20 protein-coding genes are annotated in these 25,635 nt (G+C 39.0%); 14 read left to right on the forward strand and 6 right to left on the reverse strand.

The window, feature by feature from the left end:
* Positions 1–125: 125 nt before the first annotated feature.
* Together ACH8JV_RS00760 and ACH8JV_RS00765 are read left to right on the forward strand one after the other, a co-directional pair.
* Positions 126–1,829 carry a M61 family peptidase gene (locus tag ACH8JV_RS00760; protein ID WP_343569154.1) on the forward strand — a complete coding sequence of 568 codons (1,704 nt, stop codon included), beginning with the start codon at positions 126–128 and terminating at the stop codon, positions 1,827–1,829.
* 401 nt (positions 1,830–2,230) lie between these two features.
* Complete coding sequence (locus tag ACH8JV_RS00765) at positions 2,231–4,468, forward strand: NADP-dependent isocitrate dehydrogenase (RefSeq protein WP_263614325.1); 2,238 nt, start codon at positions 2,231–2,233, stop codon at positions 4,466–4,468.
* A gap of 118 nt (positions 4,469–4,586) precedes the next feature.
* Here the strand turns inward: ACH8JV_RS00765 and ACH8JV_RS00770 are convergent, their stop codons facing one another.
* Positions 4,587–5,375, reverse strand: coding sequence for an rRNA large subunit pseudouridine synthase E (locus ACH8JV_RS00770; RefSeq protein WP_191028931.1), 789 nt, complete (start codon positions 5,373–5,375; stop codon positions 4,587–4,589).
* Between the two features lie 200 nt (positions 5,376–5,575).
* On the opposite strand from ACH8JV_RS00770, the gene icd reads away from it, so the two are divergent.
* Complete coding sequence (icd, locus tag ACH8JV_RS00775; protein ID WP_396519190.1) at positions 5,576–6,832, forward strand: NADP-dependent isocitrate dehydrogenase; 1,257 nt, start codon at positions 5,576–5,578, stop codon at positions 6,830–6,832.
* Between the two features lie 611 nt (positions 6,833–7,443).
* Here the strand turns inward: icd and ACH8JV_RS00780 are convergent.
* The 3 genes from ACH8JV_RS00780 to ACH8JV_RS00790 all read right to left on the reverse strand — a co-directional run bounded on the left by ACH8JV_RS00780 (position 7,444) and on the right by ACH8JV_RS00790 (position 9,382).
* Positions 7,444–7,854 (reverse strand): hypothetical protein, encoded by a 411-nt coding sequence (locus tag ACH8JV_RS00780; protein WP_396519192.1) that lies wholly within the window; start codon positions 7,852–7,854, stop codon positions 7,444–7,446.
* 227 nt (positions 7,855–8,081) lie between these two features.
* On the reverse strand, positions 8,082–8,207 hold the full coding sequence (locus ACH8JV_RS00785) for a hypothetical protein (protein ID WP_125507149.1): 126 nt from the start codon (positions 8,205–8,207) through the stop codon (positions 8,082–8,084).
* Complete coding sequence (locus ACH8JV_RS00790) at positions 8,204–9,382, reverse strand: YbfB/YjiJ family MFS transporter (protein ID WP_396519193.1); 1,179 nt, start codon at positions 9,380–9,382, stop codon at positions 8,204–8,206. Before ACH8JV_RS00790 ends, ACH8JV_RS00785 begins: the two co-directional genes overlap by 4 nt.
* Positions 9,383–9,478: 96 nt before the next feature.
* On the opposite strand from ACH8JV_RS00790, the gene ACH8JV_RS00795 reads away from it, so the two are divergent.
* From ACH8JV_RS00795 to ACH8JV_RS00810, 4 genes are all read left to right on the forward strand, one after another.
* Positions 9,479–10,360 (forward strand): LysR family transcriptional regulator, encoded by an 882-nt coding sequence (locus tag ACH8JV_RS00795; protein ID WP_396519195.1) that lies wholly within the window; start codon positions 9,479–9,481, stop codon positions 10,358–10,360.
* A 197-nt stretch (positions 10,361–10,557) separates the two neighbouring features.
* The gene (locus ACH8JV_RS00800) at positions 10,558–11,952 is read left to right on the forward strand and encodes an L-cystine transporter (protein ID WP_337080721.1); all 1,395 of its coding nucleotides are present in this window, start codon (positions 10,558–10,560) and stop codon (positions 11,950–11,952) included.
* Between the two features lie 148 nt (positions 11,953–12,100).
* Positions 12,101–12,916: a PhzF family phenazine biosynthesis protein gene (locus ACH8JV_RS00805; RefSeq protein ID WP_396519197.1), complete on the forward strand. Its 816-nt coding sequence runs from the start codon at positions 12,101–12,103 to the stop codon at positions 12,914–12,916.
* A 122-nt stretch (positions 12,917–13,038) separates the two neighbouring features.
* The gene (locus ACH8JV_RS00810; RefSeq protein WP_396519199.1) at positions 13,039–15,801 is read left to right on the forward strand and encodes a M16 family metallopeptidase; all 2,763 of its coding nucleotides are present in this window, start codon (positions 13,039–13,041) and stop codon (positions 15,799–15,801) included.
* Between the two features lie 61 nt (positions 15,802–15,862).
* Here ACH8JV_RS00810 and ACH8JV_RS00815 read toward each other — a convergent pair whose 3' ends face one another.
* The gene (locus tag ACH8JV_RS00815) at positions 15,863–16,252 is read right to left on the reverse strand and encodes a DUF3144 domain-containing protein (RefSeq protein ID WP_209048400.1); all 390 of its coding nucleotides are present in this window, start codon (positions 16,250–16,252) and stop codon (positions 15,863–15,865) included.
* Between the two features lie 104 nt (positions 16,253–16,356).
* Here ACH8JV_RS00815 and ACH8JV_RS00820 point away from each other — a divergent pair, with 104 nt between their 5' ends.
* A complete protein-coding gene (locus tag ACH8JV_RS00820) occupies positions 16,357–16,989 on the forward strand; it encodes a hypothetical protein (RefSeq protein WP_396519201.1) in 633 nt (210 codons plus the stop codon).
* Between the two features lie 35 nt (positions 16,990–17,024).
* Here ACH8JV_RS00820 and ACH8JV_RS00825 read toward each other — a convergent pair whose 3' ends face one another.
* On the reverse strand, positions 17,025–18,488 hold the full coding sequence (locus tag ACH8JV_RS00825; RefSeq protein WP_396519203.1) for a CHAD domain-containing protein: 1,464 nt from the start codon (positions 18,486–18,488) through the stop codon (positions 17,025–17,027).
* Between the two features lie 165 nt (positions 18,489–18,653).
* Between ACH8JV_RS00825 and ACH8JV_RS00830 the strand changes: the two genes are divergently transcribed.
* From ACH8JV_RS00830 to rapA, 6 genes are all read left to right on the forward strand, one after another.
* On the forward strand, positions 18,654–19,037 hold the full coding sequence (locus ACH8JV_RS00830; protein WP_396519205.1) for an Mpo1-like protein: 384 nt from the start codon (positions 18,654–18,656) through the stop codon (positions 19,035–19,037).
* Positions 19,038–19,152: 115 nt separating this feature from the next.
* Complete coding sequence (gene thiE, locus ACH8JV_RS00835) at positions 19,153–19,764, forward strand: thiamine phosphate synthase (RefSeq protein ID WP_272197464.1); 612 nt, start codon at positions 19,153–19,155, stop codon at positions 19,762–19,764.
* 42 nt (positions 19,765–19,806) lie between these two features.
* A complete protein-coding gene (gene hemL / locus ACH8JV_RS00840) occupies positions 19,807–21,105 on the forward strand; it encodes a glutamate-1-semialdehyde 2,1-aminomutase (RefSeq protein ID WP_396519207.1) in 1,299 nt (432 codons plus the stop codon).
* A gap of 62 nt (positions 21,106–21,167) precedes the next feature.
* Positions 21,168–21,872: an acyl carrier protein gene (locus ACH8JV_RS00845; RefSeq protein WP_396519209.1), complete on the forward strand. Its 705-nt coding sequence runs from the start codon at positions 21,168–21,170 to the stop codon at positions 21,870–21,872.
* A gap of 132 nt (positions 21,873–22,004) precedes the next feature.
* Positions 22,005–22,643: an RluA family pseudouridine synthase gene (locus ACH8JV_RS00850; RefSeq protein ID WP_396519211.1), complete on the forward strand. Its 639-nt coding sequence runs from the start codon at positions 22,005–22,007 to the stop codon at positions 22,641–22,643.
* Positions 22,644–22,787: 144 nt separating this feature from the next.
* The gene (gene rapA, locus ACH8JV_RS00855) at positions 22,788–25,625 is read left to right on the forward strand and encodes an RNA polymerase-associated protein RapA (protein ID WP_209048392.1); all 2,838 of its coding nucleotides are present in this window, start codon (positions 22,788–22,790) and stop codon (positions 25,623–25,625) included.
* The last annotated feature ends 10 nt before the right edge of the window (positions 25,626–25,635 follow it).

Below are 25,635 nucleotides of genomic sequence, written 5' to 3' on the forward strand. Positions count from 1 at the left end.
GCATGCTATGCCTTTTTTTTGTAGAAGGCTAGTCTGAATTGTTGCCAAAAAATACATCTACGCAAGTCGATACAAAAAAGTGATAATCTAAGGTGAAACCGTTCTTATTTTAAATTGAAGAATTTATGTTGCATTATCAAATAGAGTTCGATGATTACAAACAGCACCTTGTTCACGTAACAATTCGTTTTTTAGCGAATCCAAATCAGGAACTATGGTTACCAACGTGGATTCCGGGCAGTTATTTAATTCGTGAATTTTCTAAGCATATTGAAGCTGTAAAAGCTTACGATGAAGCTGGACGCATGCTCAATATTAAAAAAACTGAAAAAAATCGCTGGCGTTTATTTAACACCGATCATGAGTTAATTACTGTTGAATACGATGTCTATGCATACGATTTATCAGTACGTGGTGCTTATGTAGATCAAACACGTCTATATATTAACCCAGCCTGTGTATGCTTAGGTTTAGATGGACAAGAGCAATCTGCTTGTGAATTAGAAATCTTTTTGCCTGATGAATTAAAACACTTTCAATTAGCAACTGGCTTAGCTTCAAAAAGCTTAGTTAAGGGACGTTTTACCTTAAAAGCTGATCATTATGATCAACTGATTGATAGTCCATTTGAACTGGCTGATCAAACACGTTTTAGTTTCGAAGCGCACGGAATTGCACATGAATTTGCAATTTCAGGACAGCACAGTACCAATGTGGACCGTTTAAAAGCGGACATTGAAAAAATCTGTGCAGCTGAAATTGAAATGTTTGGTTCAGCGCCATTTAAAAACTATACCTTTATGACGATGGCAACAGGCAATAGTTATGGTGGCTTAGAGCATTGCAACAGCACAAGTTTGATTACACCACGTGATGATTTACCAAAATCGAATGAACCAACTGAACCTTCGAAAGACTATCAACGTTTCTTAGGTTTATGTAGCCACGAGTATTTTCATTCTTGGTTGGTGAAGTTTATCCGCCCAGAAAATTTTGCAAACTATAATCTTCATAAAGAAGGCTATACCTCGCTACTGTGGATTTTTGAAGGTTTTACTTCATATTATGATGACCTCATTTTATTACGCAGTGGTGTGATCTCTCAAAAGTCTTATCTAGATTTGTTGAAGTCACAGCTTGATCGTTATTTACAAAATCCGGGTCGCTTTGTTCAAACAGTAGCTGAATCAAGTTTTGATGCATGGATTAAGTTTTATCGTCCAGATGAAAACACGAATAATGCGGGCACCAGCTATTACAACAAAGGCGCATTAGTTGCCTTATGTCTAGATTTAGGCTTGCGTTTACGTGGTTCTAGTCTTGATGCCTTAATGCGTCGTTTGTATGAAAACACACAAAACGGCATTCAGGTTAATGAACGTACCGTTTTTGATTTGTGCGAAGAGTTAACAGGTGATAGTTGGGTTGAGCAAATCAATCATTTGATCAACACAACTGAAGAGTTACCGCTAGATCAGTTATTCCCTGAGTTTGGTTTAAGTTATACGTTTAAAAATGATAAGACATTGGCTTATGGTTTAAAGCTGACTGATAAACCTGAAGGTGTGTTAGTACAAAATGCTCACCGTGAGGGAGCTGGTGCAAAAGCTGGTATTTCTGCCAATGATGTCATTATTGCAATTGATGGATTAAAAGCGACCACAAAACTTATTGAGAAATATGCTAAACAAAAGGGTAGTTACCAAGTTTTGGCTTTCCGCCGTGATGAGTTATTGTCGTTTGAAGTGACAGGTGACAGCATAAACTTAACTGAAGTTGAACTTATTATTGAAGATCAAAGTAAAGCTGATAAATGGTTAAAAGCCTAAATAACAGTGAATTAATTTATAAAAAACCGATGTTTCGTACATCGGTTTTTTACTTTTTAGTAGATTTTGAAAATTGAAATAGGTGTTATCTTTGAGTTTATTTTGAATGAAAAGTATAATATTTGTCAGAACTCTGAAAGATATCTCATGTAATTTAACAATGTCCTATACCTAAAAAGTTGGTAAACGTACATGTATTACCATAAGTTAGGTATAAGATTATTATCAATAGATTTAAATTATGTATTATTTCGCTGCGAAATGTCGTTATCACTGGATATTTCGTTGACTGAAAGCCAATGAGAGCCGATACTCTCAGGGTTTTATTTAAGCATATCGGTTCGTAGGCACTGGGCCAAAAGCTCGGTCCTCAAAACTCAATTCAACGGAAGGGGCTATATATGGCTGGTGAAAAGTCAACTATCATTTACACACTGACTGACGAGGCGCCATTATTGGCGACTTATTCGCTACTGCCGATCATTGAGACCTTTACTAAGCCAGCAGGTATCGAGATTGTTAAAAGTGACATCTCTGTAGCTGCACGTGTGCTCGCAGAATTCGCTGACTACCTAAGTGAAGAGCAAAAGGTATCCGACAACCTTGCTGAGCTAGGTCGTCTTACACAAGATCCAGATACTAACATTATCAAACTCCCAAATATTAGTGCCTCTGTTGCGCAATTGACAGCATGTATTAAAGAACTTCAATCTAAAGGTTTTGCAATTCCTGACTATCCGGAAAACCCAGCGACTGAAGAAGAAAAAACTATTAAAGCTCGTTATGGCAAATGCCTAGGTTCAGCAGTAAACCCAGTTCTTCGTGAGGGTAACTCTGACCGTCGTGCTCCTGCTGCCGTTAAAAATTACGCTAAGAAACACCCTCACTCAATGAGCGAGTGGAAACAGTGGTCACAAACTCACGTTTCACACATGGAAGAAGGTGACTTCTACCACGGTGAAAAGTCAATGACACTTGACCGTGCACGCAATGTAAAAATGGAACTTATCACAAACAGTGGTAAGAGCATTGTTCTTAAACCAAAAGTTGCGCTTCAAGAAGGCGAAATCATCGACTCAATGTTCATGAGCAAGAAAGCACTTTGTGATTTCTATGAAAAAGAACTTGATGATTGTAAAGAAGCTGGAATTTTATTCTCTTTACACGTAAAAGCGACAATGATGAAAGTTTCACACCCGATCGTTTTCGGTCACTGTGTGAAAATCTATTACAAAGAAGCTTTTGAAAAACACGGTAAGTTATTTGACGAGTTAGGTATTAACGTTAATAACGGTATGGCTGGGTTATACGAGAAAATCGAAACTCTTCCAACGTCATTACGTGAAGAAATCATCGAAGACTTACATGCTTGCCAAGAACACCGTCCTGCACTTGCAATGGTTGACTCGGCAAAAGGCATCACAAACTTCCATTCACCTAACGACATCATCGTAGATGCTTCTATGCCTGCAATGATCCGTGCTGGTGGTAAAATGTGGGGTGCTGATGGTAAGCAATACGATGCTAAAGCAGTAATGCCAGAATCAACATTTGCCCGTATTTACCAAGAAATGATCAATTTCTGTAAATGGCATGGTAACTTCGATCCGAAGACTATGGGTACAGTACCAAACGTTGGTTTGATGGCTCAAAAAGCTGAAGAATACGGTTCTCACGACAAGACTTTTGAAATTTCAGAAGCTGGTATTGCAAACATTACTGATCTTGACACTGGTGAAGTGTTATTAACTCAAAATGTGGAAGAAGGCGATATCTGGCGTATGTGTCAGGTGAAAGACGCTCCGATTCGTGACTGGGTTAAACTTGCAGTAACGCGTGCACGTAACTCAGGCATGCCTGCGATCTTCTGGCTTGACCCATACCGTCCACACGAAAACGAATTGATCAAGAAAGTACAAAAGTACTTAAAAGATCATGATACGACTGGTCTTGATATCCAAATCATGTCTCAAGTACGTGCAATGCGTTACACACTTGAGCGCGTAGTACGTGGCCTAGACACGATTTCTGTAACTGGTAACATTTTACGTGACTACTTAACTGACTTGTTCCCAATTATGGAACTTGGTACTTCTGCGAAGATGTTGTCTATCGTTCCGCTTATGGCGGGTGGTGGCATGTACGAAACTGGTGCAGGCGGTTCAGCACCTAAACACGTACAACAACTTGTTGAAGAAAACCACTTACGTTGGGATTCGCTTGGTGAGTTCCTTGCACTTGCAGTTTCTCTAGAAGAAATGGGCATTAAAGAAAACAATGCTCGTGCGAAGTTACTTGCGAAGACACTTGATGAAGCGACTGGTAAATTGCTTGACAATGACAAGTCTCCATCACGTCGTACAGGCGAGCTTGATAACCGTGGTAGCCATTTCTACTTGTCACTTTACTGGGCTGAAGCACTTGCTGCTCAAGACGAAGATGCTGAGTTGAAAGCGAAGTTTGCTCCACTTGCGAAAGCTTTAGCTGAAAACGAAGAGAAGATTGTTGCTGAACTTGCTCAAGTACAAGGTAAAGCTGCTGACATCGGTGGTTACTATGCAGTTGACCCTGCAAAAGTAAACGCTGTAATGCGTCCAAGTGCTACATTTAATGCAGCACTTTCAAGTGTTCAAGCTTAATTACTGATTCGTTAGTAAATAGCTTAAAACCGGTGCGTATGCACCGGTTTTTTTATTTTCTAAAAAATAAAAGTCATTAAAAAAGCCCACTGACGTGAGCTTTAAAACTTAAATGTTTTTATCGACCATTGCGGCCACGACCACGTGGTGCCTTGGTATTTGGACGAGTTGTACCATTGGTCTTACGACGTGGTTTTTCACTTTCATCCATTTGCCAAATACGTTTTGTACCAGACTTTTTAACAGAACCATCTTTATTCTTACGAACCATTGGTTTGCCACCTGTACCACCCGGTTTTTTTACATAAGAACGTGAACGATAAGGTTGCTCGGCTGGAACATCTTTAAAGTCTGGGTAGAGTAGAGGTTCGATTTCTTTGGTGTCGCCCGGCTGTAATCCTAATTGAACTAAATCAATTGAACCAATTTTAGTACGAATGAGACGTAAAGTCGGGAAACCTACCGCAGAGGTCATGCGACGAACTTGACGGTTACGACCTTCACAAATAGAGATTTCAATCCAAGACGTTGGAATGTTGGCACGGTAACGTACAGGAGGGTCACGGTCCCATAACCATGCAGGTTCACTTACCTTAATCGCTTTAGCTGGTAAAGTCATACCATCATTAAGCTCTACACCTTTACGAAGTTGCTCAAGCGCTTCTTCGGTTACATCGCCATCAACTTGAACTAAATACGTTTTGTATTTTTTATTCGCAGGGTTGGTAATGAACTGATTCAAACCACCATGATCAGTTAAGAAAACTAAACCCTCAGAGTCCATATCAAGACGGCCTGCGATGCGTAAAGTCGGGTCATCTACAAAGTCAGAGACCGTCATGTGCGCTTCGTCTTTACGAAACTGGGAGAGCACGTCATAAGGTTTGTTAAGAATGACGATTTTCATAAAAAATGACTTCTTCTTTCAAATAAGCGGTAAAAACATTGAGCTATATTTAAGTGTGAAATTTGCTTATTTCCCACATAAATCTCAAAAAGGGTTAAATTCGATTAAGCTATTATGCGTTAATAAAAGTTGAAAGTATTGTTTATCGATAATTATTTTTGTTTGGTTAGTTAAATATTATAAAAGGGAGAATCTACACAATGGGTTATCAGAAGATCGTGGTTCCTGCCGACGGTGATAAAATTAAAGTAAAAGCAGACCTGTCACTGAATGTACCAAATCATCCAATTATTCCTTTTATTGAGGGTGATGGTATTGGTGTAGATATTACACCAACAATGAAAACAGTCGTCGATGCGGCTATTTTAAAAGCTTATGGTGGCAAACGTTCCATTGAGTGGATGGAAGTCTATTGTGGTGAAAAGGCCAATAAAATTTATGGCACCTATATGCCAGAAGAAACTTTTGAAGCCCTGCGTGAGTTTGTCGTTTCAATTAAAGGCCCTTTAACTACCCCAGTTGGTGGCGGTATTCGCTCACTCAATGTAGCATTACGCCAAGAATTAGATTTGTACGTATGTGTACGCCCTGTGCGTTGGTTTAAAGGTGTTCCTTCGCCTGTTCAACACCCTGAATTAACCGACATGGTGATTTTCCGTGAAAATTCGGAAGATATTTATGCAGGTATTGAATGGAAAGCAGACTCTGAAGAAGCGAAGAAGGTGATTAAATTCCTTCAAGAAGAAATGGGCGTCACAAAAATTCGCTTTCCAGAAGGATGTGGTATTGGAATCAAACCTGTATCTAAAGAAGGATCGCAACGTTTAGTTCGTAAAGCCATTCAATTTGCGATAGATAATGACAAACCATCGGTAACCTTTGTTCATAAGGGAAATATTATGAAATATACCGAAGGTGCATTTAAAGAATGGGGATATGAGTTAGCGCTAGATCGTTTTGGTGGTGAACTTATAGATGGTGGCCCTTGGGTTAAAATTAAGAACCCTAAAAATGGTAAAGACATCATTATTAAAGATGTGATTGCAGATGCTTTCTTACAGCAAATTTTGATGCGTCCTGCAGACTACTCAGTGATTGCAACCCTGAATTTAAATGGTGACTATATTTCTGATGCATTAGCGGCAGAAGTAGGGGGGATTGGTATTGCACCTGGTGCAAATATTGGCGGTGCAATTGCAGTTTATGAAGCAACGCATGGTACGGCCCCTAAATATGCCGGACAAGACAAAGTAAACCCGGGTTCTATCATTCTTTCCGCAGAAATGATGCTTCGAGACATGGGATGGACTGAAGCGGCTGACCTGATCATTAAAGGAATTTCAGGAGCGATTGCAGCTAAAACGGTAACTTACGATTTTGAGCGTTTAATGCCGGGCGCAACCTTATTGCGTTGCTCTGAATTTGGTGATGCCATTATTAAGCACATGGAAGATTAATCTTTCATAGAAAAGCCCTCAATTGAGGGCTTTTTAATTACTTTAAAGAATTATTATTTATAGATTTTTATAGTATTGAAATGAATAAAAATAAGTTTATGGAATATTGGAATTTAAGCTAAGAGTGGGCGGTAAATGCCCATAGCATACAAGCCAATATTGTTAAACTTAATAAGATTCCACCCTGACCATGATGAGTTGCATAGAGTGGAATATTGCCCATGGTATGCGTCATTTTGTAGTTCAGAATGGGTCTGATACAAAAGAAAAAAAGAGGTAATGATAAGATCACCGTATTACTAATTTTAATGGTATAGCGAAAATAGTAACTAAATAGGCCTATTGTGGCTGCATATAGCAGCGTTTTAAAAAGCACTTCTCCACTGGTATATATATCTATGCCAAGATAAAAATTAAACTTCCATATAAGAAGGCTAACTGTAGCAATTATTGTGATAATACCTACAACAACGGCATTTGCTGGGTTTGATACATTAAACATTTTTAAAAGTTTTTAATTGGTATAAAGTAATTTGTTTAAAATATATATTATAAAAACATAGAGTACAGTGACTATTTTTAACTTTATAAAACTCCCAAAAAAAAACTATTTAGACATTTTGAGACTCATGCGAATTTGAGCTTGTTTCTTTAAATACCCATAGAGCAAAACAGAATATAATGACGATCAGTAACCCCAAACTTTGACCATGACCTGATAGATAAAATGGAACATCTGGTATAGTTTGAATGGCCTTGTAGTCAAGAACTGGCTCTAGCCAAAAGTATGCGAATGGAACAGCAATTAAAAATTGTGTTGTAAACTCAATATGATCGCGTGTTAAAAAACCAAGAATAGCCGCCGTGCCAATATAAATAACAATCTTTACAGAGACCTCATATGATGTAGTCATATCCAGTGCGAAAACAGTCCGACATTTAAATGCCAATAATGAAACACAGATAAAAGCGAACATCGCCAAGAGCTTTAAAAGCTCATCAATATAATTGTTATTGCTCATGTCTTACTCTATTTTAAGTATTAAAAATTATAAATTTTTATTGAATATAGATCAGAAAATTACACTCTACATTGACATAATGTGACATTTTTTGTCAGCTAAGCGTTTGTGGTAAGGCTTAAAATTATAGTTGCTATGTGATTTTGACTGTTGATGTATTCATCAATTTCTACTTCAGAAATATTTGAGTGCTCATCGAAAAAGCCCCTGATATATCGGGGCATTTTTTATTGCATAAATTCGGGATGTTTAGCAGTTTTAGGTAGCCCGATTTTCTTTTGATAACTTTGATCTAAGGTTTGAATAACAAGTACGAAAGTAACTAAAAGTAGAGCAAAGAACAACGGTTTCACGGTTTGGTTTCTCCGAGAGTGGTAGGTATGGAAGAACGAGTGCGGACTAAAAGGATTAAAGCGAATAGCAAAACAATGCCACCCATTAAGAACAGATGTGCATAAGACCAATGCAAGTGATGCAAGGTACTAATTACCACGCCACCTAGCAGTTGGGTACTGGCAAAGCCAATGGTGGCAAGGCTCCAGATTTTTTGATAACGCTGCTCATAAATGTGTAGCAGGCTATAAGAACTAATAAATACTGTGGCCGGTGTGAGTAGACCTGTAAGAAAGGAAGATAAAGCGAGCAAAGCAGTAGCATGGGAAAAGAAAGGTAGGGCAACTGCCAAGCAGTAGAACCCATATAGCCATTTAATGGCTTGTAAGTATCCAGTAAGGCGGCTTAAACAATACGCTACAAAAGCGCCAATACAGCTTCCGACTCCGTAAAGCACCCAAAATAAATTTCGTTGCTCTAATGGAAAATGTAAGGTTCTCGATAAGTAGTCCATCCAAAACAAAGAGTGTGGAATATATGCAAAAGCACTACACATATAAGCAATAATAATGACCAGTCCCAAGCGTGAATGTTTGCTATTTTGAGGTACTTGATTGACCTCTTGAACGGACACTGTAGGTTGGTGCCTTAATAATTGAAGAAGTACCAAACTGCCAATAATAGAAAGTGCTGCAAAAATACCCCAGACATATTGGACAGGCATGTTTTTGAGCGCAGGAATAATGACGGTCGCAGACAGCACCCCCACACCAATACCGCTAAACCCTAAAAAGTTAACTTTAAGCCTTTGGCTTATTGCAATTCTTTTCATAGCAAAGCTGGGTGCCAAAATCATGAGTAGACCACCAGCAATACCAGAGATGGTCCGCCAGAACACAAACCAAGCCAAAGGCATGTGTATAAAGGCGCAGCAGAGTAGGCTTAAGCTGCCTGCAAGTGCAGAACTTATAATAAGAGTTGGAATAGATTTTTCTTTAATACTAAACAGTGCCAATAGAGCGCCAAGTAAGTAGCCCAATAAATTTGCACTGCCTAAGAAACTTGCAAAGTCGTGAGTCCATCCATATTGCACAATCATGATGGGCATAAGCGCAGTGTAAGAAAATCTAAAAATACCAATTCCCAAGCAAGTTGCTAGAAAGACAAGCAGGCTCATTCGATAAAGCTTAGTCATGAGGAGTCTCTCAATTTTTTTATTATTAAAAGCGAGTTTATTAATCATTAAAAATGATTTAATGTGATAGTAATTATCTTGTTTTGAGATAGTGAGATGTTACTTAAGTCTTTAGAGTTTTTTTTAGCGGTTGCAGAGAGTGGAAGTTTTTCATTGGCTGCACAAAAAATGTATACGGTTCAATCGAATATCACCAGCCATGTGAAAAAGCTTGAAGAAGAGTTAGGTGTGATTTTATTAAATCGCCATAATCCCGTGACATTAACCAATGCAGGGCAACAGCTACATAGCTACGCTGTTCAAATGATTGCATTGCACAATAAAGCTAAAAAAATCTTTCAAGAAGGTGATATTGACCCGAATGAAACGATTCGTTTGGGCAGTATGGAAACGACAGCAGCGATAAGACTGCCTCAATTGCTTAATGAATGTATGCAGCAATATCCGAATTTGCCGCTTGAACTTCAAACTCACCCGACAGGATATTTGTTAAATGCTGTGCAACAAGGCGAGGTCGATTGTGCTTTTGTTGCTTCTAAATATGTGATTCCAGAGCTATATAGCTTGCCGGTGTGGCAAGAACAATTGGTTTTGGTTTGCCCAAAACAACAAACTGAATTTCCCGACATTGCTACGCTTGCAAAGACCCGATTTATTGCGTTCCGACAAGGGTGTTCATATCGCCATGCAATTGAGCTGTTTTTAAATGATCACAGTGTGCCGCCTTCGCAAATTATGGAAATGGGCAGCCTAGACGGGATTGTAAGCTGTGTGGAATTAGGTGTTGGTTTTGCTTTATTGCCAAAGTCATATTTGACTAAAGTGGCCGATAAAGTCTCATTAAGTTGTTTTGAAATTAACACTGAATCAGCACATTTCACCACCTATTTAGTGGCCCAGCCTGCTGACACATGGGGCAGTAATTTAAAGCAATTTATTTGTTTTATTGAGCAACAGTTTATACAGAAATGCACTTAATTTTTATACATAAATATCCTACTTAACTTATGTTTTAAAAGTGATATATATGTATTTAAAAGTCATTTTATATTCTCATTCAGATCGGTAATGATCTGCATGCTAGAAAATTGTTGAAAAGGGTAGTTTATATAGACCGGCTATGGTCAAATATGCCCCCTTAAAAGATGACACAAGCAATAATTTGGAGTTTGGGAATGAATATACCCTTAATCATCAATATTGTGGTTTTTGTCGGGTTAATATTTTTACTCGCCCAAACACGTAAAACAGACTGGAGCTTATCTAAAAAAGTTCTAGCTGGCTTAATTTTAGGTGTAGTGTTTGGTTTAGGACTACATTTGATTTATGGCGGTGGCCATCCGATTCTTGCTGAATCTATTAGCTGGTTTAATATTGTTGGTAACGGCTATGTAAAACTTTTACAAATGGTCGTGATGCCTTTGGTCTTTGTTTCGATTTTAGGTGCAGTAGCAAAGTTACACCAAGCTTCCTCTTTAGGAAAAATCAGCGTCTACACCATTGGAACTTTGTTATTTACAACACTCATCGCTGCATTAGTTGGGGTATTTGTGACGAACCTATTTGGCCTAACTGCCAAAGGTTTAGTACAAGGCGCCGCTGAAACAGCACGTCTGACTGCAATTCAGACAGACTATGTGGGTAAAGTAACAGATTTAAGCGTACCGCAATTTATTCTTTCCTTTATTCCAAGTAACCCTTTTGCTGAGTTAACGGGTGCAAATCCGACCTCAATTATTAGTGTGGTTATCTTTGCTATCTTTTTAGGGATCGCAGCACTCAACCTAATGAAAGATGACGCAGAGAAAGGTCAGCGTATTTTGACTGCTATTCAGACGTTACAGTCTTGGGTAATGAAGCTAGTTCGCTTAGTCATGACGCTTACGCCGTATGGTGTTTTTGCCCTCATGACTAAGGTTGTGGCAAGTTCAAATGTTGCAGATATCTTAAACTTAGGCGGTTTCTTGGTGGCGTCTTATTTAGGCTTGGCGATTATGTTTGCCGTACATGCCATTATTTTGACTCTAACAGGTGTTTCTCCACTTAAGTTCTTTAAGAAAGTTGCTCCAGTTTTAACATTCGCATTTACGAGTCGTTCAAGTGCAGCAAGTATTCCACTGAATATTGAGGCACAAACTCGTCGTTTAGGCGTACCTGAGTCTATTGCAAGCTTCTCTGCTTCTTTTGGTGCGACCATTGGTCAAAATGGTTGTGCGGGTTTATATCCTGCCATGTTAGCCGTGATGGTTGCGCCAACTATGGGTATTAACACTTTAGACCCAATGTGGATTGCTTCGTTAGTGGGTATTGTGACTTTAAGTTCAATTGGCGTAGCAGGTGTTGGTGGTGGTGCAACTTTCGCAGCATTGATCGTACTTCCTGCTATGGGCTTACCTGTAACATTGGTTGCACTTCTTATTTCAATTGAACCTTTAATTGATATGGGACGTACAGCATTGAACGTAAATGGTTCAATGACTGCGGGTGTAGTGACGAGTCAATTTATGGGTCAGACCGATAAAGACATATTAAATAGTGAAGATGAAATTGAGTTAACTCAACATCATTAAAAGTTAATATGAAACGGCTCTCCACTTTGGATGAGCCGTTTTTTTATATGCTTAAATTGCCGCTGTGATGTTAATTTTTAAAAAACTGTATCTGTTTTTCTTTTAAATAATTTTCGAAAATGAACCTATTACAAAAGAGAGCACTATCATGAAAATGTATCAAGTCGATGCTTTTACAAAAGAGTTATTTCGTGGCAATCCAGCTGCTGTGATTGTTGAAAAAGAATGGCTAGATGCAGATTTAATGCAAAAGATAGCACTTGAAAATAACTTATCTGAGACTGCTTTTGTAAAAATCATAGACGCTGAAAACTATGAAATTCGTTGGTTTACGCCAACGGTTGAAGCTGATTTTTGTGGGCATGCGACGCTTGCAAGTGCTTTTATAATATTTAAAGATTTTACTGACAAGAAGACCATTAATTTTCATGTCCGAAATTTAGGGCTTTTTATCGTTCAACAAGATGATGATGGCAAAATCAGAATGAATTTTCCAATTCGTAAGGCTCATCAAGTTGAAGATTACCCAGCTGTTTTACGTCAAGCATTAACGAAACCCTTTAAAGCCGTATATCAAAACGTTCAAGCTTATATTGTTGAATATGAGTCAGTTCAAGATGTATTAGATGAGCAGCCTGACATGAACCTCCTCAAGACTTTAGGTAAACGGGCTGCTATTACAACTACAGGCATGGAGGTTGCAATTACCTCAAAAGCCGACCAGCAATATGACTGTGTATCTCGTTATTTTGCGCCTATTGCGGGTATTGACGAAGACCCAGTTACGGGTTCAATTCATACTGCAATAGCACCGCTATGGGCAGAGAAACTCGCTAAAAATAATATTGTGGCGTATCAGGCTTCTAGCCGTGGAGGTGTCTTATATTGCAATATCCTAAATCAGGAACGTATTGAAATTTCAGGCTATGGCAAACTTTATATGCAAGCAGAAATTTTTCCTTAAAATATAAGGCCGTTTAAATAAACGGCTTTTTTTTCAAATCTTTACTATTAATGTCAGCTTAAATTTCCTACTATAGTCCCACAACTATTGATTTTTTATTATTCAAATTAATTGGTATTTATATGTTTATGCAGTTTAAACAACTGACTCTCTCCCTATGTATTCTTGGTTTAAGTGCTGCCTCTTTTGCACAAACGACATTAGTAAAAAGTAAGCAAAATATTGAGGAATATAAATTAGATAATGGCTTTCGGGTGGTACTTGCGCCGAATGACAAAGAAAATAAAATCTTTATTAATACCATCTATTTGACAGGTTCTTTAAACGACCCGCAAGGTAAAGGCGGCTTAGCGCATTTACTTGAACATTTGGCGTTTAAAGGCACGCAAAATGTGAAGGATGAAGAGTTCCAGCGCCGTTTAGACCAATATACATTAATGACTAACGCGAGCACGGACTACTATTCAACCAAATACACCAATATCGTCCGTCCAGAAAAAAATGCGCTAGATCAAGTGTTGTACCTTGAGTCTGAACGTATGGATAAATTGGTACTCCAAGAAAAATTTGTTCCTTCTGAAATTGAAATCGTAAAGCGTGAACGTGAAGTCCGTATGGATCAGCCTTTTGCTGTCTTAATGGATCAAATGTGGAAATCGGCTTATGGAAACAAGTATTTAGGGCGACTACCAATTGGTGATTTACCTGAGCTTAAGTCTATTAAAATGCCTGAATTGAACCAGTTCTATCGCAGTTGGTATGCACCGAACAATGCGGTTATGGTGATTTCAGGTAAGTTTGATAAAACTGATGTTTTAAAGACAATTGACCAATATTTTAGTCCAATTCCTGCGCGAGCTGTACCGAAGCCTGTTCAGGTGCCGATGTTAGATTCCACAAAAATGAAAGATCGTGAATTTGTGGTGAAAAAGGGCAGCGATTTAGCCAAATTCCATATCTATATGAATGGGAAAAATATCAAAATTCAACCGACACTGGCTTTAGCACCAATGTTATATACCATGCAGCCAAGTGGTCACTTGTACCAGAGCATGGTTGAAACAGGTATTAGTACAGACGTTCAGGCATCAACATGGTTAGACCAAGATTTTAACGTCGTATTTTTAGGTGCTGTTTACTCACCAAAAAATGACCCTAATAAAGTTGAAAGCGCTTTGCTCTCTGGAATTGAAAAGGGTAAACCTTTTACGGAGACTGAGCTAAATCGTGTAAAAAGCTTAATGAAAACGCAAGGTGAGTTAGTCAATAAAGACGCCGTTGCTTTGGGTTCTCGTTTAAGTGATTACACTGTAGCTGGTGGGCAGTGGGACCAATATTTTAAAGATTTAGATGCAGTTGAGAAAGTGAAGCTCAATGAAGTAAATCAAACCTTAAAACAGTTCCTTGTTGCTGGGCATCGTATTGATGGCGATATTTTGCCGACACCAGAAGATCAAAAGAAAGCATTGCAACTCGACCCTAAAGATAAGCCTAAAACTTTAGATCAAAGCGATGTTAAACCAGAGCCTTTAAAAGACCCGAAAGTTTATCAACAAGAAGTTAATGAGTTTTTAAAAACCTCTAAGCAATATGCTGAAAGTAATGAGAAAAAGATTATTCGCGGGAAACTTAAAAATGGAATGAAGTATGCTTTGTTCCCTGTAGAAACCCGTGATGACCGCACTTATGCGACCATTACTATGGATTTTGGTACAGAAAAATCTTTATTTGATAAAGGCACGGTTGTTGATTTAACTTCATATTTATTACTTCGTGGTTCTGATAAATATAGTTTGCAAGACATTGCAGATAAATCGATTGATGCAGGTGGAGCAGCTTATGCGAGTGCCGACGGTAATGGCATGACTATTAATATTCAGTCTAAAACTGAAAAATTTGATGAGTTCTTCAAGTTTGTTTTAGAGGTCATGAAAAATCCTAAATTTGAACAATCTCAATTCGATCTAATTAAGTCGCAAAGCTTATCTAGCCTTGATCGCCCATATACTGAACCGGATGTCGTGGCAGGTTTAACATTGTCGCGTTTAATTGAAGAGTACCAACCAGGTGATTTGCGTTATCACTTTGAACCTGAGCTGGCTAAAAAACAATTAAAGAATGTGACTCAAGAACAAGTGAAAGAGCTATATCAGCATTTCTTTGCAATGAATCATGCGCAAATTGCGATTACGGGTGCATTTGATGCCAAGAAAATGAAAAAGTTATTGAATCAAGAATTCGGCAGTTGGAACAGTAAGCAGCCATATGAAAAAATCTTGATTCAACATGTCGATTTTCCTGCTCAACAAGTACATGCTTTATCTGAACAACGTGAGTTTGGTAGTTATCAAAGCGTACTCGCATTACCTGTTGGGAAAAATCATCCTGATGCATCTGCATTAATATTAATGAATTATATTTTAGGTGATTCTCAAATTTCTTCACGTTTGGCTCAAGAGCTTCGCGAGAAAAATGCATTGGTATATGGTTTTGGAACAGGGCTGCAACTCGATCAGAATACTAATGTTGGTGCATTAAGCATTAGTGCAAACTATACGGCTGGTCGCTCGTTGCAAGTTTCTGCTTCTGTTCATAAGGTACTCAATGACTTATTAACCAATGGTATTACCGAGCAAGAACTTGCAGCCGCGAAAGCAGATCTCATGAAAAAACGTGTTACTGCATTAGAAGACGAACGCAATATTCATGGTATGTTAAACCTTGAGCTTGAGTCAGGTAAAACCTTACTTGACCGTGTTAAGCACGATCAAGATTTAACAAAGCTGACAGTTGCTGATGTGAATGCAGTCATTAAAAAATATATTAAACTTTCCAATCTTGTGGAAGTTATGGCTGACCAATATGGTCAACCCCAAAAGCAATAAATGACTTAGCAAATAAAAAAGCCACTTGAAGTGGCTTTTTTATTTGGATATTTAAAATTTATTAATGATCATGATCATGTTTGTGAGTATGAAAATCTTCATTCTTACGGAAACGTAAGTAGTTATCGAACTGTTCACAGTACTCATCAAAGTTATCTTCAAGCATCATTTGGAACTGTTGAAGAAGATAAGACATGACTTGCTCTTTTGCATCACGCATTTCGTTGCCGTCTTTGAAATTATTGGCAGCAACCCACGTATTAAAACGGGCAGTTGCAAATAACATTGCTGCACTCACTTGGCCGCGAAGCTCGGCAGGGTCAGGTTTTTGACCTTTAGGCGGGCGACAAAAATCATTCGCTTGTTTAATGAATTCATCCGCACGCTCAAAGAAAACAGCATTTAACGCTTCTTCTTCAGTAATATCTGTTGCATTAATCTTTTGAGACATGACATATTCCCGCAAAAATAGAGCTGCTTATTATAGGCAAAGCCTTGCGGAAACAAAACCTTTGCCTTAGTCTGTAAATAGCCTAAGTATGGGGGAGTTTTAATATGCAAGATGCAATTGCCGTTCAAAGTTTAAAAACAGATATTGCTTTATTACGCCAGCATATTTTTCCACCCCAATATTTAGAACATGTCGAAGGCCTGCCGATTTATTATGGTTTACAAGACGAAGTCTTGGCCTATTACCAACAATGGAAAGATTTAATCGAAAGGGCACAAGAGCTTTTTCAACCTTTTATGGAAGATGAATTACCAGATGCAATTCATTTACCAAGCCATCTAAACTTACCCTTATTCTTTTTCCATGTAGACCGAATTCGGATTAATAAAACACGCGCAAAAGAATCAAAAACTTTCCGTGGTGTTGCAAGTCTTATTGAAAAATGTGGGCAGTTTGACACAAACCAGATATTTACCATGCAAGAATGGTTGCAAAGTGATGATACAGCAGCGCTAGTTGCACACCGTGAATTTATTGATTTACGGACGTATGTATTCCAGCATGGTCAAAGTGAATATACGCGTTCACGGTTTTATACCAATGGTATTGTGTTAGGGGTAGAGCCACACTTTAAACTCGTCGATGCTCGCGATAAACCAAGAAAACAGCGTAGTGATAGCTATAGCGATCCATTAGCAGATAACGGTGTATGGAAAGTATTTGGTAAATATAGATAAAAAGTCGCGGCATATTTGCCGCGACTTCAAGATTCTTACCAAAATGTTTTTGCCTGTTTAAATTTTTGCAAAGCTTCGGCAGACTGATTTTGTAAATAAGGTTGTTTGGCTTTAACCCATCCTAATGCAAACCAAAAATGTGGGTCGTGTTCAATCGCTTTATTAAATAGATCTTCGGCAATAAATAAGTCGTTATAAAGTCCTAAAGTATTTTGCACAGGCTGTAATTGTTTTAAAAACTGCTGAACATTTTTACGAGGATATAAGCTCGATATAAACTCAATGCAGTAACGAAGCTGTTTGGCTTTCTTGCGCGTTCTGTGTTGTTCGGTGACTTCAAGTTCAGTGAAATGATCGGCATTACTCACCACTTGATGATGTAACTTATCTAAGCTTTTTCCTATATATTTTTTCAATTTTCCTTTGGCGTTTTGATCTTCTTCTTCTGAATAGGCAAATGCTAATAAGGCAAGTATAAGCTTAATGGTGTCTGCTGATTTAAACATTGTGGCAAGATCTTTTAATGGCTGTTCAGAGAGCGGAAGTAAAAGCTCAGGTGAACCATGCTGCACAATCATAGGTAAAATTTCGGTACGAATGGCATCTTCATCTCGCGTGTCCCCAAGCTGACGGAACAGTTCGGCAATTTGCTCTTCCCACACAGGGTTTAACTCGTCTGACCATGCTGAAAAAAGTTTTAGTGCACTACGTAAACGGCGTAAGCTTACACGTGCCTGATGAATGTGCTCAGCCTCGGCAACTCCATCGGCAATTGCGGCCATGTTAGGCAAGAATTGTCCCAAACAGTTTTCTACAATCTTTTTGAGTGCCTGTTCTGCTGAAATGTCTTTATCTAAGTTCAGATTTTTTGCGTGAACAGCCGGTGAAGCAGCTTGCCCCAATGCGAGTAAATTACCGCGCTCGGCTTTACTTCTCACATCTAGCCAAAGTTCATAACGATTAATCCATTGCTGAGCAAATTGAATAAGTGTTTTAACTGCACCTTGTTTAAGTTCGAACTCAACTTCGCAAATTTTGCTTTGTGCGGTTGCTGTTTTTACGGCGCCGTCATCAAGACAGACTTCAATTGCCGTGTCATCTGCTTCAAAAACATGATAGGTACGTTGTACATCAGTCTCAAACTGTAAGCTTAGCTTTTCGACTTCAGAGCCTAAAGCTTGAGTAATCAAATCTGTGACGGCTTTATTGTCTTTATATAACTCAAGGTTTAAGTCAGGTTCTTGATCGCATTTTCCTAAAAAAACTTCTTCTTCGACACGATGTAAATGACTTTGGCCGGCAGCTTTAAAGGTTTGTACCCACAGATTATTTTCTTTGCGTAAGCGTAAGGCCATACCATTTTTTGCAAGTAGGCGATCTGGCGTATCGTAATACTTGGCCTGTAGATGAATATGCTGTGCTTTATGTTTTTTTAAATATTGCTGGACGGTTTTTTTCTTCGATTCAGGTAACTGAAACTTAAGCTCAACTTCAACCATAACAGATCTCCCTGAATCAGGTATTTAAACTATCTTGAATAAGTATAATAGCTTAGCGCTGAAAATAATGTTTTTGATAGAGAAAGTTACAATCAAACATATGACGCTACACTTTTATTTAGGTGTACAATCAGGTGATGTTTTGATCAAATAAAAATCAGGAAGATGATCGTGAATGCACCCGTAAATTTTAATCATGAAACTCAGCCAGAGTTTGAATTACCTATTAAAAACTATCAGGAATTTTATCGTTTTTATTTAACCGAACACCGTAACATTATGAGCAGACGCCTACATGTGGTGGGTAGCAGCATTGGTATATACTTTTTTTCAAAAGCCATTCGTAAAAAACAGGCCAAATACGTACTTTATGGTTTAGTTTCTGGCTATGCGTGTGCATGGATTGGACATTTCGTATTTGAGAAAAATAAACCTGCGAGTTTTAAACAGCCTCTTTATAGCTTTATTTCTGATTGGCGAATGCTATCTGATGTTGCAACTGGTCGATTAAGTTTGATTGATCGCAAGCACGATAAAATTCCAAGTTAATTTTTATTTCTATTCTTAATATACCGATTGGTACTGATAAGCCTATACCAATCGGTACTTATGATGACTTATAAATCCGTTATACTAGCGAAGTTTTTAAAAGCGAGAGTAGAGTATGCGCGGTTTATATCTCATTACCAACGATGACCCAATCCAATTATTATTAGAAAAATTAGACGCCGCACTCGCAACACGTCAAATCGCAATTTTACAGTACCGCCGTAAAAAAGTAGACAAAGCCGACCAGCCTGCTGAAGTCGAACAGATCAAACAGTTATGTGAAAAATATCAGGTTCCTTTTGTCATTAATGATGACCTAAAACTGGCTGCTCAGTTTGGTTTAGGTGTGCATTTAGGCCAAAGTGACGGTGAAATCACAGATGCAAAATCACAGTTACCAGAAGGTGTCATTATTGGCCGTACTTGCTTAAACTCATTAGAACTTGCCCAAAAAGCAATTGCTGATGGCGCAACTTATATTGCCTTTGGCGCAGTGTATGCAACTGCCACAAAACCAGAAGCAGGCAATGTCGGTATTGAAGTCATTAAGCAAGCAGCGGCTCAATATGATTTACCTATTTGTGCAATTGGCGGTTTAACAGTTGAAAACTCAAAACCCGTGATTGAGGCTGGAGCTGACCTCTGTGCAGTCATTAGTGATATATTAGGTCGATCAACTGCTGAAATTCCTGCCCGTGTACAGGCGTGGGCACAATTATTTTCTTAAGCTTTCAAAATTATTTTTTAGATATTTAAGACGAGCATTTCCATGAGTTTATCTCCAAAGCAAGAACAGTTATTTAAACAAGCCAGCAAACACATTCCAGGTGGTGTGAACTCTCCGGTACGTGCCTTTAATGGCGTTGGAGGAACACCAGTTTTCATCGAGAAAGCCAAAGGTGCGTATTTATGGGATGTAGATGGCAAGCGCTATGTAGATTATGTTGGCTCTTGGGGACCAATGATTTTGGGCCATGCTCATCCAGATATTATTAAAGCTGTACAAACAGCAGCAGAAGATGGTTTAAGTTTTGGTGCACCAACCGTACACGAAACTACATTGGCAGATATCATTTGTGAAATCATGCCATCTATTGAATTGGTACGTATGACCAATTCTGGTACGGAAGCAACAATGACTGCTATTCGTTTAGCACGTGGTTATACTGGCCGTGACAAAATCGTGAAGTTTGAAGGTTGTTACCACGGGCACTCTGACTCATTGTTAGTAAAAGCAGGTTCTGGTTTATTAACTAAAGGTGAGGGCGAACCAACATCAAAAGGTGTACCAGCTGACTTTGCTAAACATACTTTAACACTGCCATATAACGATATTGCAGCATTAAAAGAATGCTTTGCTAAATTTGGTCATGAAATTGCGGGCGTCATTATTGAACCTGTCGCAGGTAATATGAATATGGTGAAACCAATTGATGGTTTCTTACAAGCGATTCGTGATGTGTGTGATGAATACAATTCTGTATTTATTATTGATGAAGTGATGACAGGTTTCCGCGTTGCATTGGGCGGTGCTCAGTCAGTTTATAACGTTAAACCTGACTTAACGACTTTAGGTAAAATTATTGGTGCTGGCTTACCAGTTGGTGCATTTGGTGGTAAGCGTGAAATCATGGAATGCATCGCACCTTTAGGCGGTGTGTACCAAGCGGGGACTTTATCTGGTAACCCACTTGCTATGCGTGCTGGTATTGAAATGTTTAAACATTTACGTCAACCTGACTTTTACAGCAAGTTATCTGCTCAACTTGAAAAGTTACTTGCAGGCTTGCAAGCAGCAGCAGATGAAGCGGGTATTCCATTTAAAACTCAGCAAGCGGGTGCAATGTTTGGTCTTTACTTTACCGACCAAGAAGACATTACAAGCTTTGACTCTATGTTGGCATGTGATATTGAAGCTTTCAAAAAGTTCTTCCATGGCATGTTAAAGCGCGGTGTAAACTTAGCGCCATCGGCATTTGAAGCAGGCTTTATTTCATCTGCTCATTCAGATGAAGATATCGAATATACGATTCAGGCTGCAAAAGAAACATTCGCCGAAATGAAGTAAGCAAAAAGGCCCGTTTTAAACGGGCTTTTTAATTTGAGCTATTTTTATATTTGTAGAGAACAATGTTTTATCCCTTACCTCGAAAAATCCAGTTAGCCGTAAGTACCTCAAATTGGCCTATTGAATCTACGCATAGCATCTTGCTCATGGTTGGGTTAAATGAACTTGAAAATGCCCCTGACTGGATGAACCAGCCATTAGCCGATCATTTAGAATTACTAAGCAAAAGAGCACAGGCACTCGATATTCCAGTCATGATGATTCAGTCATCTCAACTTCAACAGACCATGTTACAGCTTGGGCAACAGTTGTCATCAAACACTCAAGCACAAGTGATAATGGCGGGAAATTTATCACCGTTGTTTAAACAAGTTATGCAGCTTGTTTTATCCATTACAGATTATGTAGCTGTTGTAAATGATGCGATTTTGGCGAGTAGTTTAGAGCAGCATATACAATGGATTGAAAAAATCAGTTTTGACTCCATTCAACATGTGAACACACAGACTTTAATGCGGTTATGGTCTTTAAGTGCACCGTCGTCACAGGTGTTGTCTGATAAAGGAATTTTATTGGCAGTTGCTGAACAGGTGGGGCGGCATCCAATGGAAATTCATCCCGAAATAGATTTAAGAAACTATGGCTTAGACACTGCTGGCGTCAATTATTTGGTGGAATTATGGCGTGCGAACGGTGCGAGTCTAAGCGCTGAAGAGCTGATGCAAACACCTACCTTGCAACATATTATGCAGTTATTGAAGCACTAATCGGCTTTAGCCATAAACTGAATCATAATATTTGCAAATTCTGTCGTTAATTTACCCGAACGGCATTGTAATTCGGACGTAAGCTTTTTATTATTGCCCGCTTGTTTTTCATCTTGCCTTGGGAATACAACTTTGAGTGATTTTCTAAGTGAACATCTGATCTATCGTGATGATGATTTTATGGTGATTCATAAACCTTCGGACATTTTGAGTGTGCCAGGGAAAGGTGATTTACATGACAGCGTTTTGACAAGACTGGTGGCAATTGAACCACGAACTTTGCTCATTCACCGCCTTGACCGTGATACCTCAGGTATTTTGGTTTTTGGTTTATCTAAGCGTGGACAAAGTACGATTGCACGCCAATTTCAAGACCGTCAAACTTCGAAAATATATGAAGCGTTAGTCGCAGGCCATCTAGACGGAGAAGGGACAGTTGATATCCCTGTAGTCTATGACCCGAGTCGACCACCTTTACATATTGTCGATGCTTCTCATAACAAACCTGCTTTAACACATTGGCAGGCGATTGAACATTTCCAGATTCAGGGACAACCGGTTACGCGTGTCAAATTAACACCGATTACCGGACGTTCTCATCAACTCCGTGTACACATGCAATATCTGGGACATCCGATTGTAGGTGATACATTGTATGCAACACCGGAACAATTACTTGTTCCTCGTCTGTGCTTGCATGCCAAACAGTTAAGCTTTAATCACCCTGTTACAGGGGAATCATTAACGTTTAACTGTCCTGTACCGTTTTAATGTAAAAACTTTCAATGAGTAATTTTTGTAGCGAAACAATTTAATTGGTTTCCGCTGCAAAATTTTGCTTTAAAGACTACATAAAAAGATGCAAAAATAAGCTAATTTGCATCGTACAATATGTAGTGCGAACTTGAGAAAAAGGTGGAAAAATTGCAGCAGTATGCTATTGGTCAACGTTGGCTATCAGATACAGAGACTGAGCTCGGTTTAGGCGTTCTTATTGATGTAGATGAAAGATCTGTCAGCATTTTATTCCCCAAAAGTGATGAAACGCGTGTCTATGCACGTAATAACGCACCGCTATCTCGCATCATCTTTAACACAAACGATGAAGTTCAAGATCAAGAAGGCCAGAAGTGGATTGTTGAGTCGGTTGAAGACCGCCATGGGGTTTTGCGTTATAACGTCGTTCGTACTTTAGAAAATGGCGAACAAGAACGTAAAGCGCTCAATGAAACTCGTATTGGTGCACAAATTCAGTTGTCAAAACCTTTAGATCGTTTGTTGGCAAGCCAGATCGATTATAAAGAGTGGTATGACTTACGCATTGAAGCCATGCTCATGCAATCGCAAATGCAAACCAGCCCTTTACGCGGCTTGGTCGGTGCACGTGTAGGTTTAATCCCACACCAGCTTTATATTGCGCATGAAGTAGGTAAACGTTTTGCACCACGTGTTTTACTTGCCGATGAAGTAGGTTTAGGTAAAACAATCGAAGCTGGTTTAATTATCCACCAACAGCTTAAAACTGGCCGCTCTGAACGTATCCTCATTTTAGTCCCTGATTCATTGCAATATCAGTGGATGATTGAAATGCGTCGTCGTTTCAACTTGCAATTTTCTCTGTTCGACTTAACCCGTACTGCATCTATTAAAGAACATGATCCAGAGCTTAACCCGTTCTTAACTGAGCAATGCATTATTGCCAGCGTAGATTTGATGGTGGACCATGATGATTTACGTGAGCAAGCATTAGAAGCTGGTTTCGATTTACTCGTTGTCGATGAAGCGCATCACTTGATGTGGAGTGAAGAAGAAGGCGGTAATGATCGTTATGATTTAGTTGAAGAACTTGCTGAAAATACAGCGGGTGTATTACTTCTTACAGCAACACCTGAACAGCTTGGTGTAGAAAGCCACTTTGCACGTTTACGCTTGTTAGATCCACAGCGCTTTAGCAGTTTAGAACGTTTCTTAGATGAAGAAGCGCAATATCAGCAAACTGCTCAAGTTGCAGAAGTGCTTATGTCGGATGAACCTTTAACTCAAGAGCACTTAACAGCTTTAGAAGGTTTATTGGGTCATTCAATTGAAGATCAGCCTGAGCAACGTTTCAGAGCGATTCATGAGTTGTTAGACCGTCACGGTACAGGTCGTATTCTATTCCGTAATACACGTGAAGCGATTCAAGGCTTCCCAGGCCGTGATTGCCAACCGGCACCTTTACCAGCGCCAGAAGATTGGTCAAAAGACGGTAAATTACGTGAGCAAATGTGGCCAGAAGAAGCACAACTTGATGGTTCATGGATGCAAAATGACCCACGTGTGCCATGGTTAATGGAAATTCTACGTAAAGAACTTAAGCACAAAAAAGTTCTTTTAATTGCACGTAGTGGTCCTGTTGTTGAATCTTTAGAAAGTGTACTTCGTTTGCATGCTGGTATTCGTACCGCAATGTTCCATGAAGGTATGAGTTTACTTGAGCGTGACCAAGCGGCTGCTTACTTTGCAGAAGAAAGCTATGGTGCTCAAATTTTACTATGTTCTGAAATTGGTTCAGAAGGTCGTAACTTCCAGTTTGCAAGTGATCTGATTTTATTTGATTTGCCTGCAAACCCAGATGTCTTAGAGCAACGTATTGGTCGTTTAGACCGTATTGGTCAAGAAAACCGTATTCAAATTCATGTACCTTACTTAATGGGCACCGCGCAAGAGCGTATGTTCCGTTGGTACAATGAAGCGTTGAATATTTTCAGCAATATTTCTCCAACAGCTCAAACGCTGCAAGAAAACTTTATTGTTGAATTAAAAGACTGCCTACTTTCAGACCAAGGTCAAACATTTGAAGATTTACTCGAAGAAGTAAATGTTCAACGTCAAGCTTTGGAAACAGAGTTACAAGCTGGTCGAGATCGCTTGCTTGAATACAACTCATGTCGTCCTATCGTTGCACAAGAAATTGTGCAAGCCTTAGAAGACTACGATGACAACACAACATTACCTATGTTTGTGAAGCGTTTTATGTCTTCAACCAATATTGATTTTGATGAGCAAAGTAACGGTACTGTTATTATTCGTCCGACAGACCAGATGCAAGTACAAGGTTTGGCATTAGACGAAGAAGGCATGACTGCAACGTTCTATCGTGATCAGGCACAAATGCGTGAAGATGCTCAATATCTAACTTTAGAACATCCGTTCATTGAAAGTGTCATGGAAATGATCCGTACACAAGCGTTCGGTAGTACCAATGTTGCTGTTCTTAAGTCAAATGCATTAAAGCAAGGTTCTGTATTACTTGAAGTTTGGTTTAAAGTTGATGTCGTTGCACCAAAAGCTTTGAACTTGCCATCAAGCTTGCCGAAACAGCTCATTCGTGTGTTGTTAAGTGAAAATGGTCAGGACTTATCTGAAAAGATTGATCCAACCATTTTAAAACCATATTTGCATCATTTAGATGGCAATAGCTGCCGCCAAGTGGTTAAAGCTCGCCGAGAAGTGATTGAAGAGCGTTATAGACAAGCGCTTGATATCGCTAAAGTAGGCTTGCCACAGCTTCAACAGCAGGCAAAAGAGCATTATGGTAGTAAATGGCAATACGAGATTGATCGTTTAACTTATTTAAAACAGTTCAACCCAAGTATTCGTCAAGACGAAATCGAGCGCTTACAGAAGTTGCAAAAAGAAGGCTTGAGCTTGCTTGATGGCTTAACGGTAACTCCGGAAGCAATTCAAGTACTCGTAGTGGTTAAACCATAAGTGATGAAAT

It is taken from the genome of Acinetobacter sp. ABJ_C5_2 (assembly GCF_044538485.1).
GTDB classification, from domain to species: domain Bacteria; phylum Pseudomonadota; class Gammaproteobacteria; order Pseudomonadales; family Moraxellaceae; genus Acinetobacter; species Acinetobacter nosocomialis_A.

Coding starts and splice junctions, on each gene's coding strand:
- ACH8JV_RS00760 (WP_343569154.1), top strand. CDS start 126: ATGTTGCATTATCAAATAGAGTTCGATGATTACAAACAGCACCTTGTT.
- ACH8JV_RS00765 (WP_263614325.1), top strand. CDS start 2,231: ATGGCTGGTGAAAAGTCAACTATCATTTACACACTGACTGACGAGGCG.
- ACH8JV_RS00770 (WP_191028931.1), bottom strand. CDS start 5,375: ATGAAAATCGTCATTCTTAACAAACCTTATGACGTGCTCTCCCAGTTT.
- icd (WP_396519190.1), top strand. CDS start 5,576: ATGGGTTATCAGAAGATCGTGGTTCCTGCCGACGGTGATAAAATTAAA.
- ACH8JV_RS00780 (WP_396519192.1), bottom strand. CDS start 7,854: ATGAGCAATAACAATTATATTGATGAGCTTTTAAAGCTCTTGGCGATG.
- ACH8JV_RS00790 (WP_396519193.1), bottom strand. CDS start 9,382: ATGACTAAGCTTTATCGAATGAGCCTGCTTGTCTTTCTAGCAACTTGC.
- ACH8JV_RS00795 (WP_396519195.1), top strand. CDS start 9,479: ATGTTACTTAAGTCTTTAGAGTTTTTTTTAGCGGTTGCAGAGAGTGGA.
- ACH8JV_RS00800 (WP_337080721.1), top strand. CDS start 10,558: ATGAATATACCCTTAATCATCAATATTGTGGTTTTTGTCGGGTTAATA.
- ACH8JV_RS00805 (WP_396519197.1), top strand. CDS start 12,101: ATGAAAATGTATCAAGTCGATGCTTTTACAAAAGAGTTATTTCGTGGC.
- ACH8JV_RS00810 (WP_396519199.1), top strand. CDS start 13,039: ATGTTTATGCAGTTTAAACAACTGACTCTCTCCCTATGTATTCTTGGT.
- ACH8JV_RS00815 (WP_209048400.1), bottom strand. CDS start 16,252: ATGTCTCAAAAGATTAATGCAACAGATATTACTGAAGAAGAAGCGTTA.
- ACH8JV_RS00820 (WP_396519201.1), top strand. CDS start 16,357: ATGCAAGATGCAATTGCCGTTCAAAGTTTAAAAACAGATATTGCTTTA.
- ACH8JV_RS00825 (WP_396519203.1), bottom strand. CDS start 18,488: ATGGTTGAAGTTGAGCTTAAGTTTCAGTTACCTGAATCGAAGAAAAAA.
- ACH8JV_RS00830 (WP_396519205.1), top strand. CDS start 18,654: ATGATCGTGAATGCACCCGTAAATTTTAATCATGAAACTCAGCCAGAG.
- thiE (WP_272197464.1), top strand. CDS start 19,153: ATGCGCGGTTTATATCTCATTACCAACGATGACCCAATCCAATTATTA.
- hemL (WP_396519207.1), top strand. CDS start 19,807: ATGAGTTTATCTCCAAAGCAAGAACAGTTATTTAAACAAGCCAGCAAA.
- ACH8JV_RS00845 (WP_396519209.1), top strand. CDS start 21,168: ATGTTTTATCCCTTACCTCGAAAAATCCAGTTAGCCGTAAGTACCTCA.